This window comes from Photobacterium arenosum, assembly GCF_014841115.1.
GTDB classification, from domain to species: domain Bacteria; phylum Pseudomonadota; class Gammaproteobacteria; order Enterobacterales; family Vibrionaceae; genus Photobacterium; species Photobacterium arenosum.
Window position 1 is genome coordinate 648,604 of sequence record NZ_JACYTP010000001.1, and the last position, 11,338, is coordinate 659,941.

General features: G+C 47.7%; 10 protein-coding genes. 6 read left to right on the forward strand and 4 right to left on the reverse strand.

What is annotated here, in order from left to right; translation table 11 throughout:
- Nucleotides 1-14: 14 nt before the first annotated feature.
- Together IFO68_RS03005 and IFO68_RS03010 are read right to left on the reverse strand one after the other, a co-directional pair.
- The gene (locus tag IFO68_RS03005) at nucleotides 15-1,550 is read right to left on the reverse strand and encodes a sugar ABC transporter ATP-binding protein (protein ID WP_336510246.1); all 1,536 of its coding nucleotides are present in this window, start codon (nucleotides 1,548-1,550) and stop codon (nucleotides 15-17) included.
- A gap of 64 nt (nucleotides 1,551-1,614) precedes the next feature.
- Nucleotides 1,615-2,670: a substrate-binding domain-containing protein gene (locus tag IFO68_RS03010; protein ID WP_225445010.1), complete on the reverse strand. Its 1,056-nt coding sequence runs from the start codon at nucleotides 2,668-2,670 to the stop codon at nucleotides 1,615-1,617.
- 522 nt (nucleotides 2,671-3,192) lie between these two features.
- Here IFO68_RS03010 and IFO68_RS03015 point away from each other — a divergent pair.
- Together IFO68_RS03015 and IFO68_RS03020 are read left to right on the forward strand one after the other, a co-directional pair.
- The gene (locus IFO68_RS03015) at nucleotides 3,193-3,807 is read left to right on the forward strand and encodes a LysE family translocator (protein WP_218386853.1); all 615 of its coding nucleotides are present in this window, start codon (nucleotides 3,193-3,195) and stop codon (nucleotides 3,805-3,807) included.
- 913 nt (nucleotides 3,808-4,720) lie between these two features.
- Nucleotides 4,721-5,368: a MalM family protein gene (locus IFO68_RS03020; RefSeq protein WP_192014503.1), complete on the forward strand. Its 648-nt coding sequence runs from the start codon at nucleotides 4,721-4,723 to the stop codon at nucleotides 5,366-5,368.
- A gap of 23 nt (nucleotides 5,369-5,391) precedes the next feature.
- On the opposite strand, the gene IFO68_RS03025 is transcribed toward IFO68_RS03020, so the two are convergent.
- Entirely contained in the window at nucleotides 5,392-5,748 is a 357-nt protein-coding gene (locus tag IFO68_RS03025) for a hypothetical protein (protein ID WP_192014504.1), read from the reverse strand.
- 185 nt (nucleotides 5,749-5,933) lie between these two features.
- On the opposite strand from IFO68_RS03025, the gene IFO68_RS03030 reads away from it, so the two are divergent.
- Nucleotides 5,934-6,224 carry a hypothetical protein gene (locus IFO68_RS03030; protein WP_192014505.1) on the forward strand — a complete coding sequence of 97 codons (291 nt, stop codon included), beginning with the start codon at nucleotides 5,934-5,936 and terminating at the stop codon, nucleotides 6,222-6,224.
- 98 nt (nucleotides 6,225-6,322) lie between these two features.
- Here the strand turns inward: IFO68_RS03030 and IFO68_RS03035 are convergent, their stop codons facing one another.
- Nucleotides 6,323-7,522 (reverse strand): type III PLP-dependent enzyme, encoded by a 1,200-nt coding sequence (locus tag IFO68_RS03035; protein WP_192014506.1) that lies wholly within the window; start codon nucleotides 7,520-7,522, stop codon nucleotides 6,323-6,325.
- A gap of 692 nt (nucleotides 7,523-8,214) precedes the next feature.
- On the opposite strand from IFO68_RS03035, the gene IFO68_RS03040 reads away from it, so the two are divergent.
- The 3 genes from IFO68_RS03040 (at nucleotide 8,215) to IFO68_RS03050 (ending at nucleotide 11,213) form a co-directional block, all read left to right on the forward strand.
- Nucleotides 8,215-8,496, forward strand: coding sequence for a type II toxin-antitoxin system Phd/YefM family antitoxin (locus tag IFO68_RS03040; protein WP_192014507.1), 282 nt, complete (start codon nucleotides 8,215-8,217; stop codon nucleotides 8,494-8,496).
- A complete protein-coding gene (locus IFO68_RS03045; RefSeq protein WP_192014508.1) occupies nucleotides 8,474-8,824 on the forward strand; it encodes a type II toxin-antitoxin system RelE/ParE family toxin in 351 nt (116 codons plus the stop codon). The genes IFO68_RS03040 and IFO68_RS03045 overlap by 23 nt, the downstream gene beginning before the upstream one ends.
- A gap of 946 nt (nucleotides 8,825-9,770) precedes the next feature.
- Nucleotides 9,771-11,213 carry an SNIPE associated domain-containing protein gene (locus IFO68_RS03050; protein ID WP_192014509.1) on the forward strand — a complete coding sequence of 481 codons (1,443 nt, stop codon included), beginning with the start codon at nucleotides 9,771-9,773 and terminating at the stop codon, nucleotides 11,211-11,213.
- Nucleotides 11,214-11,338 lie beyond the last annotated feature (125 nt).

Genomic DNA, 11,338 nt, shown 5'->3' on the forward strand with positions numbered 1-11,338 from the left:
TATGTTCTCCTGCATTACGCCTGTACGGCTGCCTGCGTCAGTTCCGCGGAACCGGACGCAAGGTGCATGATATTCTGCTCAGTAATGTGATCCCCGGTCAGCAGCCCCATCTGACGCGACTCGCGCATCACCATGACTCTGTCACTCAGGCCGATGACTTCCGGTAATTCTGAAGAGATGACAATGATGCCGACACCTGTGTTGGCCAGATCGCGGATCAGTTTGTGAATTTCAGATTTTGCCCCCACGTCAATGCCCCGGGTTGGCTCATCAAGAATGATGAGCTTAGGGTTCACCGACAGGATTTTGGCCAGGGCGACTTTCTGCTGGTTGCCCCCGCTGAGCGACGACACCTTATGATGCAGGCTGCCGCTTTTCAGGTTCAGTCTGTCGGTCAGGGTCTGGGTTTGATCAAATTCCTTATCTTTGCTGATCAGACCGTGCTCAGACACCAGTTCCAGCTTGAGCGCAGAGACGTTGACAGCAATGGATAAATCCAGAAACAGGCCTTCTTCTTTACGGTCTTCCGAGAGATAAACAATGCCTTTGTCTATCGCATCGCGATAGCAGTTAATGGTGATCGGCTGGCCGTTGAATCTCAGCTGGCCGCGCTGTTTGGTGTGCAGGCCGCACAGGCCCTTGACCATTTCAGAACGCCCGGCACCAATCAGACCGGCGACGCCAAAGATTTCGCCCTGGTACACCTTAAAATCAATGTCGTTAAATCTCTGCCCGTCTGACAGGCCTTCAACGTCGAGGATCACAGGATTATTCTCGACCTGACCCTGACATTTCGGCGGATACAGGTTGGCAATTTCGCGTCCGACCAGGCTCTGAACAATCGCCTGCGGTGTGGTGTCCTCTATCCGTTTGGTATGTATGTAATGACCGTCGCGAAACACGCTAACCCGGTCGCACTGCTCAAAAATCTCCGCCATGCGGTGACTGATATAAATGATGCTGATCCCCTGTGCTTTCAGTGTCTGCATAATGGCAAACAGGATGTCGGTTTCCTGATCCGTCAGCGCCGCTGTCGGCTCATCCAGGATCAGAATTTTGCAGTCCAGCACCAGAGCTTTGGCAATTTCCACCAGTTGCTGATTAGAGATAGTCAGATCAGACACTTTCTGTCTTGGGTCTATATCGGCCAGCTGACTGACCACCTCGTAGGCTTCGCGATATAAGGTTTTGTAATCCACCAGCCAACCATCCGAGCTGTTGATTTTCGCCATCATGATGTTTTCAGCCACTGACACATCAGAGCAGAGTGCAATTTCCTGATGGACAAACCCGATGCCCAGCTTCTGTGCTTCTAACGGACTGCTGACCACCACTTTTTCGCCATTGATAAACATTTCCCCGCTGTCCGGCTGGTGTATGCCGTCGATGATTTTCATCAGCGTAGACTTACCGGCACCGTTTTCACCGGCAATGGCATGCACTTCACCGGGCAGTAAATCGAAGCGGATATTATTCAGCGCGGTTGTCGAACCAAAGGTTTTGGTCACATTTCGGATCTCAAGCACTGGCGTTGTGTTGGACGTTTCCACCGTCTCTCCTCCATGAGTATGCTGAGGGAAGAGGCCCGTATACCGGGCCTCAGCAGGGTAGGATTTACTCGTTGATACCTTTAGTGCCGCGTTTCGACAGGTACTTATCCCAGTAGAAATCATCAGCATTGGCTTTGGTGACGATAGAGAAACCGTTATCGACGAACGGCACGCTCATTGGGTTATACCCGGCACGGTCATGATCGTTCATCGGATCGATCAGGCCGGGATGCGCCGCCATATACAGCAGCATCATGCCCATGTAGCCCTGCATACCCTGGTTCGGGTTCACCGCACCGAAGATTTCACCTTGCTTGATCATGTCGAGGATCTTGGCGTTCACGTCGGCATTGAACACACGGATTTTACCGCCCAGCTCTTTGGCTGCCTGCGCTGCGCCCATGGCAGAGGTTGCTTCAGGCATAAAGACAGCACCCAGGTTCGGGTGCGCCTGTGCCATAGTCATCAGAGAGTTATAGGCTTTGGTGGCATCGGTATTACTGGCCGCGCGCGAGACCAGCTTCATGTCAGGCCATTTTGATTTCATGCGCGCAATAAAAGCACTCACGCGTCGGTCGTGGTTATCCTGGCCCGGGTTCTCCAGCACCGCGTACTCACCTTTACCGCCCATGTCTTCCGCCACGGCATCGGCGGCGAACTTACCTTCCTGATAGTTATCAGAGGTAATAAAGGACACCCGCTTACTGTTAGGTGAATCCGCTGCAAAGGTCACAACAGGAATACCCATTTCTGCCGCCCGGTTAATGGGTTCAATAAAGGGATCCGGGTTCATGGGGTGCAGCAAGATTCCGGCCGGTTTCTTCGCCAGTATCTGCTCAAATGACGCGAGCTGTTTATTCACATCGTATTCCGGCGTGCCGGTATAGACAGTTTTACAGCCCATTGAACGTGCTGCTTCCTTCATCATTTCATAGACAGGGAACCAGTACTCCACACCGGACACCATCACGTTCATGTAATAGGTTTCACCCGGCTTACACTTGAACGCCGTTGGCGCTTTGGTTTCAGCCATAGCTGGTGAGGTAGCGGACAGAATGGACAGTGCAACAGTGGCGGTAACCATCTGAAGCGATTTCTTCATGACACGTAACTTGCTCATCCCACTCTCCTTTGTTTGGGGGATTACGAACTTTCAACCTACTGCCACCAGCTTGTGATACCGCGACCAAGCTTCAGATTGAGAAATAAACCAGTGAATGAAATATTTTTGCTCTCAGTGAAAGATGTTTACGAGATGTTAAAGATATTTCATTTGAGTTAAATTTATGCACAAAATACGACCACGTCAAATTAAATTGATATCAAAAGTCTCATTTTGACTCAATAAACGCGATTGCTGTCCAGCTCTTCTATGGCAAGAACGATTTATGATAGCGAGCATTTAATCGCTAACAGGCTGATAATCAGTCAATTTATTAACAATACTCACAATAAAAACAGTCAGACCTGTGCTGATCCACGACAAAAAAATGAGAGTAGTAAAGCGTGAAGCGCCTCACTGTTTATTTTCATTCCGCCGGGTCTTCAACCCAAAAATCATGTCACAAAACACTACCATCGCCTCAGCGAACTGATTACACTGACAATCTGTTTTGTTAACACATATGTCAGGATGTATATGTTGGATTTCACCTTACTAAGCGCATTTATCCCTACTTTTTTCTTTGTTTCTATTACACCTGGTATGTGTATGACACTCGCTATGACACTGGGGATGAGCATTGGTGTTAAACGCGCACTCTGGATGATGGTGGGTGAATTGCTTGGTGTGGCTCTGGTCGCCATTGCTGCTGTGATGGGGGTTGCCACAGTTATGCTGAACTATCCTCAGCTTTTCAGTGCCCTTAAATGGGTTGGCGGTGCTTACCTGTTCTGGCTGGGCATCAACATGTGGCGTAACCGGGGCAAAATGTCGCTGAACCTGGAAACGCCTACGGTGACACAGCGCGGACAGCTTATTTCTCAGGGGTTCATCACGGCTATTGCCAACCCTAAAGGGTGGGCCTTTATGATCTCTCTGCTGCCACCTTTCATTAACATTGACATGCCGATGGCACCTCAAATGGCAGGTTTGCTGGCTGTCATTCTGATGACAGAGTTCGTGGCCTTACTGGTTTACGCCAACGGCGGCAAGAGCCTGCGGCTGTTCCTGACCAAAGGGGACAACCTGCGTTATCTCAACCGCATTGCCGGCACGTTAATGATGGGTGTGGGTGTCTGGCTGGCGCTGGGCTGAACCAGATAACAAATGGAAATCGTCAAAATGATGCCGGCATTTGTTCGGCATTTTTTATACCTGCGTCTCGTCAAAAACTCGTCACACGCCACTAATCCCCTGAACTTCAACGTCAAAAACCCCTACATTCAACGCCATTACTATGTCCAACCACAGGTTTTTGCGAGCAATATCACTTTCCATTGAGCAACGATGTGCATTACAATCTGTTGGTCGTCAAAAAACACACGAAAAAAGGAAAAAAAATGTGTTGTGATTCCCCTGATTTAATGCGGGTTAAACGCGCCATCTGGCAACGATTAACCTGTAAAGCCATCTACCTTTGTAAAAACTGCAACAAGAAAACGAAAGTCTAACGCTGCATCAATCAGATTCCGGCCTTCTGAGTTCCCCTCCTTTTGAGCTTTACCATTCATTTTCAATGGGAGCAAAGCTCCCATTAACGCCTGAACGAACGCCTGAACACTTCCTGTCCTCTTCCCTCTTACCCTGCTTACACAGTCCCGGTACTTCATACGCAATGTCTTGTTTCAAAAGTCTAAGAAGCAAAAAACCGCTACGCAAAGTCAATTTAACGTCACGTATCAGTCAGCTTTATGTCACCAAGAAAACCGATGTGATATCTGTCACACTGATAAGTAAGGGGACGGATTACACTGGCGGCATCCGTCTCTGTTGAAAGATCTGAGGGAACAATGTGTTGCGATAATCCAATGCTCTACCGTGTGAAACGAACACTATGGGAAAAGTTTACCTGCCGTGCAATCTACCGCTGCAAGACATGCAATACGAAAATGAAAGTGTGAGGAAAAGGACGGCTGGCTTTACCAGCGGCTTGTCGCGCTGAACACCATCAACCGCAGCAGCAGATGCTATGTTTGAAACATGGTGGTAAAACACTACTGAGGCCAATATGCGCTTCCTGCCTGCTTGCTTACTGGCACTGATATTAACAAGTTGTTCGCTGACAGACGGCTTTAGTCCCAACACGGTCAATGGCGTGCCCAATATCAGTGTCACTGAATCAAAAAATGCACGTCAGCACTTAGACTCAGCGACCAGATTGTTTACCGTCGTGAGGGAATTACCTTCGCTGGACTGCTGCGATGAATTACCCGTGCTTTTTACCCTCTCGCGCGATGATGTGATCGCAGAACTATCGTCCGGGCGCAGTTTCGTCAAACTGATAAAACTCACCCCTCACCTCAGACGGCAAGATCTGATATTGACAAGCCTCGTCAGCCAGACCGTCTTTGCCCCCCAAGTGCAGTTTTATACTGAAGATTTCCTGCTGATCGACAGCCTGACAGCCTATCGCTACCGCCCTTTCTCCTATCAGGAGCCGGATAGACTCGAAATCACCCTGCCTCTCAGTTTGTACCATCCTCCGGTTCACTATGTACTGGTTTACACCAGCCAGAGCGAAATGGACACCTACACCCCCTTGCTGGACATTGAATCCAAGTATGATCGCAACCTGGGTCTGGATATCATGCCCCGCCCCTGGTTCATTGCCCCACACGCACCAACAGGAACGCTGATTTTGAACCGTGCCAAATAATCGGCCTCAGATGACATCCATGATTATTGGTCGTAACGCCAGCGCGGCGGAAATGTCTGGTTCATCACCAGCGAATCGTCCACCAGTTCAAACTGCAGTTTTGCTTCGTTCTTTGAGACATGATCCACAATTAGGCAAGCCTCAAAGATCGACCAGTTAAAATCTACTGTCACAGTGACCTTTGTTCCCGCAATAACAATGTCTTTTATCGTCATCGAATCCGGCACAATGCTCATGTGCCGATCATCCGTCCAGGCCAGTTGATGAAGCAATGGCTGAAACTCACTTTCCGCCGACTTCACCGCCGCGTTAATCTGCGCATCACGATCCGGCAACTCAGTATTGAGTGCCAGTACCAGCGATAAAACTTGATCACTCATAATGTGTCCTCGTCTCTGTCATCACAATCAGCATATCAGTAAACAGCGAGCAAGGCGCTCACCTTAAATTGTCTGTGAATACCTCACGATCCTTGTGCCAGCCGGCAAAGCAATCGCCAGCATGCCCTCCCCAAAATCAGCGACTACACTCAAGTCATCTGTTCTGTCGATTTGCAGGTACTTCTATGGATAACAAAGAAAAAGAGGCGGGGATTTTACAGGCTCTGGCTGTGCGCCTGGAATCTCAGCGTTTACCCAGAGCATTAGCCATGAAAAAGCGGGTAGACAATGGTGAAACCCTGAATGAACATGATATTCAATTTCTGAAAGAAGTCTTCGAAGATGCTCAGCGCATCATGCCTATTGTTGAGCGCCACCCCGAGTGGCAAAACCTGGTCACGAGCCTTATCGGGCTGTATCAGGAAATCACCAGCAAAGCGCTTGAAAATGAAGAGCATCAAAAAGGCAAGACTTAGCCTTCGATGAGCGATTGCACCACCGTTCTCTGTATCTAACCGCGTAGAACAAGCCGCAAAGAAAAAGCCCCCACCGAAGTGAGGGCTTACTGATTCCATCAGCCAATCATACGTTCGCAGCTTTGGTCATGCTCATTGAGCAATACCGTCTGCGCACGTTTAAAGAAGTTAAAATCGGTCGCGGTCGCGCTGGTGTAAGCGCCCATCATGCGGCCGATGATCACATCACCGTTATCCAGTTTCGGCAGCATGATATTTTCAGCGATCACATCAATGCTGTCGCAGGTCGGGCCGGCCAGTACACTCGGCGCGTACTCACCATCCTGCTTCAGAGTCACCAGCGGATACTGGGCGTCGTCAAACATCAAACCACTGAACGAACCGTAAATCCCGTCGTCCAGGTAATACCACATCTGACCGTCACGCTCAGCCTGCCCCATCACAGACGCGATACTGGTGACCGACTGCGCCACAATAAAGCGGCCCGGTTCTGCCAGCACCTGAACCGTTTCAGGCAGTTCGTTCAGCGCCTCGTTAATTGGCACACAGAACTGGTCAATCGGCATCACCTGCTGCGAGTAAGAAACCGGAAAACCGCCGCCAATGTCCAGCGTGCTCAGCGCCGGTAAACCACGTTCCACCACCTGCTCCATCACTTGCTTACAAGTGCGGATCGCATCAACGTATTTCTGCGGATGCAGGGTTTGTGATCCCACATGGAACGACAGGCCTTTAATACGGATATTCCAGGCTTGAGCCGTTTCAATAATCGTCAGCGCCTGCTCCGGTGAACAGCCGAACTTCTTCGACAAATCAGCAAAGGCCTCAGCGTTACGGAAACTCAGACGCACCAGCAATTCAACGTCGTTGTGATACGGTTTGAACTTCGCCAGCTCGTTCAGGTTATCCACCACAAACACAGTGCAGCCGTACGCCAGCGCGTCGCGAATATCAGCGTCACGCTTAATCGGGTGGGTGTGAATAGTGCGCTCGGCAGGGACACCTTCCTGCGCCACCAGCTCCACTTCACCACTGGTCGCCAGATCAAAACTGGCACCTTCTTCCAGCAAAGTTCTCACCACAGCCGGGTGCGGCAGCGGCTTGAGCGCGAAGTGAAGGGTCACATTAGGCAGCGCATTATTGAGCGCACGGTACTGCTGGCGAATCACATCGCAATCGAGCAGTAATAACGGCGCACCGAACTGTGCCACTGAAGATTCAATTAATTGAACCTCGTCAGCCGCAAGAGTCTGAGCGGTGAAAGAATGAAAATCTAATACAGAGTGAGCATGAGCCATAGCTGGCCTCCAACAATCGATAGCACTTTTCATACGCGATGATGAAAAGTGGAGCGTCAAAAAAAGCGCACAAGCGCAGTCAAAGTCACTCTTGGATAGTTGCTCTATCGCCTTGCCACAATATCAGCTGTGATGTACTCGGATTGGCTATCATCAAGAAGCGGCGCGATAGTAAAGTCATCATGTTTTCCACGCAATAAAAAATTGGGCGTACAACACAAAAAATTTTTGTGGTGACGATAGCATTTTATTATGGTGGGTTTAGGTGGTGTGTATTGGTTTGTCGCGCCTAGATTCAGCGCCCCATTCAGCATTTTCTTGTGCGCGCCAGATACTCTTTTTAGGCCAAAAGAGTACCCAGAAATGCCTTTTGGTTCTCTGGTGTTGTCCGGGCCGGTTGTAGGCGCTCCCGGCGCCGACAACCTGAAAATTCGTCCATGAATTTTTCCCTGATGTGGGGGATTGCTTGGGCTGAAGTAAACGCGGTACTTCTCGCTCTGCTATCAAATGTGATAACAATCACGAGTTGAACAGTGACGAGGAAGAAATCTTAACCCCGCTGGATGTGACGTTCGCCGAGCGGCCATAAAGATACACCTGCCACAATGGCCTGAATATGGACTAAATTTAGCTTTGTGCTAGTCTTCGGATGTGATTACGTCTGAGAACCATACGCAAGGCAGGAGAGAACCATGAAAGTGGAAACCATCAGCTATCTCAAAAAGCACGCAGCGAATCTGCCGCTTGATGAACCTATGACGATCACACAGAACGGGAAACCAGCCTATGTGATTGAGTCCTATGAAGAGCGGAAGAAACGCGATGAAGCAGTCGCCTTAATGAAACTGTTGTCCTTCTCGGTTGATGACGCGAACAATGGCCGTGTAATGTCCAGTTCGGACTTCAAACAAAAACTGGCTAAACGTCGTGCTAATTCAGAGAAAAGTGATAATGATCAAGCCAGTACAGATTAATTATACCGACACTTTCGCAAACACCTTTGAAGATGTCATCGACCACTTAGCACCACATACCAGTGAGTCGCAAGTATTGAACCGGCTAGAGAAAACGATAGATAAATTCGAAAATTTAGTAGGCTCAACACCTTACGCCGCCCCAATTTCACAGACCTTGCTGGATCTTGGAATAACCCTATTCAGGGAATACAACAATGACGGTTTTCGTTTGCTTTACCGCGTCATTGAAACGCAAGAGAGCACCATCATTTTCGGTGACGTCTTCCTGACTCAGAAGCAGAATATTGAGCAGGCTTTAATTAATTATTGTCTGTTGCATAAATAATTTTCCGATGAAGCCGTGAAGCGCCCACCAGCCGAACTCCCATTGCCATGGCACATCTGCAAGTTGTTATCTCAGCGCTAAGCTTGTTCAACACCTCAAATACGGCTTGTCTAGCCCCAGATTTTTTTGCAGTAACGTACAACTGGAAAGTGTGTAGCCTGCATGTACCTTTTCTGAAGAGCCAAAACCGCTCTTCACACTTTGATAGCGTAGAAGTATATATATCGTGGTATGTCGCGCTTCAAGTTCAGAGCACACCTCAGCATTTTCTTGTGCGCGCCAGGTACTCTTTTTAGGCAAAAAGAGTACCCAGAAATGCCTTTGGTTCTCAGGTGTTATACGGGCCGGTTGTAGGCACTCCCGGCGCCGACAACCTAAAAATTCATCCATGAATTTTCCCCTGGGGGAGTGCAATGTTTGGGTTTGAAACTCGCTATTGCCCCAAAATCGTATAGAGCCAGCACTCTTTACGACTGAGACTGCATGTGTTTACCCGACTAAAAGCAATCACTTTTAAACCCCATAAATCTTAAAAATGTTTCATCTGTCTGATAGAGCTACCAGTTGTGCACATTTGATTGTGATAGCATCCGAAAAGTCAGTAACATCACTTTAAAGGAGGAAAGCATTGGCTAGACGAGGTAGTGGTTTACGAACGGCTATAAAGGTTGTCAAAGCGATAGATAGAGCCAACAAACAAGCTGCTCGTGAATCCCAGCGCAGGCAGAAAGCTCGTGAACGAGCGCATGCTCAGGCAGTAAGAGAGCACGAGAGAGAAGTGCGAGAAGCTCAACGTGAATTACAGAGAAAAGTAAGGCTAAAGAAGTCAGCAGCAAAACAGGCTTTCAAAGACGCTGTAGCTAGCGCCGCAGAAGAGTATCAGGAGCGATGCGAAGAGCGAGCCGCTCTGAGGAAGCAATTCATACAAGAGGTTCTAAAGTAATCAATGGATAATAATTTACTGATGTTGGCAGGCTTATCATTAGTAGCTGTCGTATTAACTTATATTCTAACGAAACGCTCAGCCGATAAGAAAATCGAGCAATACAAGTCGCTAGATGAAGCGCTAACAAAAACAAAAGAAGAATATGATTCAGCGTGTATAAGCCGCGAAACAATCATTGCTGCTAATGAGACAGCAAAGCGAGAACTAGATAAAATCAATGAGGAAACTGCCGAGCTTCAAGCTTTGAAAGGACAAGATGACGAACTAAAACAAAGTATTCGAGAGCAGCAAGCAACCTTAAATTCGACTAAATCAACATTAGATGAGCTCAACTCAAGCATTGAAAAAGGCGAACTTGATTTAGAAGAATTAATGGGTGATATCGACTTATATTCAAGACTAGATGAATATACTGCTCATGGTCACTTTGAAATACCGCAGTACCTGTACGAAACATCTACTCGTTTTGCTGAAGAAATCAAGGATGTTAGGCAACAGCAAAAAGATATGATCAAAGATAAAACTGCGATCACTTTCCCAGAGTCGACGTTTATATCTAACGACAAGTCATTCAATAATAAAATTCTAAATGGTCAGGTTAAGCTCATGCTTACTGCTTTTAATATTGAATGTGACCTGCTAATCGGTAAGGTGTCGCCTAGTTCGTTTGGGCGTACTCTTGAGCGTATAGAAAAACTCGCCAATACACTAGAGAAGTCAGCAGCGACATTGGAATGCGGCTTTGACATAGATTACATCGAGCTTAAGTTCGAAGAGTGTAAGCTTCAATATCAATACACACTTAAAAAACAAGAAGAAATCACTGAGCAGAAGCTTATCAAAGAACAGATCCGTGAAGAGCAACGAGCTATTAAAGAGTTTGAAAAAGCGATTGCAGATGCTGAAAAAGAAGAAAAAATGTACCGCAATCTTCTTGATAAAGCACAGCGAGAACTTGCTAAGGCTACTGACCAAGATCGCTCTGAAATGGAGCAACGCATAGCAATCCTTGAGCAGCAACTCGCTGAAGCAGAAGCCAAAGAAGAACGAGCTAAGAGTATGGCAGAGCAAACCCGAAAGGGGCATGTTTACGTCATTAGTAATATTGGTTCGTTTGGTGAGGATGTTTACAAGATCGGTCTTACTCGCCGCCTAGAGCCTATGGACAGGGTTAAAGAACTAGGTGATGCAAGTGTACCGTTCCCATTTGACGTACATGCCATGATTTACACCGATGACGCACCATCTCTTGAAACAGCGCTACACCGAGAGTTCAATTCTAAACGTGTAAATGCTGTAAATCTTCGCAAAGAGTTCTTTAATGTTGACCTAGCATCTATCCAAGAAGCTGTAGAAAAGATAGTCGGAATAGAAGCAGAATTTAAAATGACAGCCTTGGCTGAGGATTACTATGAAAGCTTGAGATTAAGTGAAGTAGCATAAATTGTACTAATTCAGACCTGATCTGACAGTTACCCACTTTTCAACTCGGTGCCTGTCAGATTATATCTGAGCTAGATTCTTCTCTGCCCAGATTGATTTCCCATCCTCTAATGTTTCTATTGGCG

Bases quoted from the DNA above. Each gene is read 5' to 3' on its own strand.
- IFO68_RS03045 (WP_192014508.1), top strand. From the start codon at position 8,474: ATGATCAAGCCAGTACAGATTAATTATACCGACACTTTCGCAAACACC.
- IFO68_RS03020 (WP_192014503.1), top strand. From the start codon at position 4,721: ATGCGCTTCCTGCCTGCTTGCTTACTGGCACTGATATTAACAAGTTGT.
- IFO68_RS03025 (WP_192014504.1), bottom strand. From the start codon at position 5,748: ATGAGTGATCAAGTTTTATCGCTGGTACTGGCACTCAATACTGAGTTG.
- IFO68_RS03050 (WP_192014509.1), top strand. From the start codon at position 9,771: ATGGATAATAATTTACTGATGTTGGCAGGCTTATCATTAGTAGCTGTC.
- IFO68_RS03030 (WP_192014505.1), top strand. From the start codon at position 5,934: ATGGATAACAAAGAAAAAGAGGCGGGGATTTTACAGGCTCTGGCTGTG.
- IFO68_RS03040 (WP_192014507.1), top strand. From the start codon at position 8,215: ATGAAAGTGGAAACCATCAGCTATCTCAAAAAGCACGCAGCGAATCTG.
- IFO68_RS03035 (WP_192014506.1), bottom strand. From the start codon at position 7,522: ATGGCTCATGCTCACTCTGTATTAGATTTTCATTCTTTCACCGCTCAG.
- IFO68_RS03010 (WP_225445010.1), bottom strand. From the start codon at position 2,670: ATGAGCAAGTTACGTGTCATGAAGAAATCGCTTCAGATGGTTACCGCC.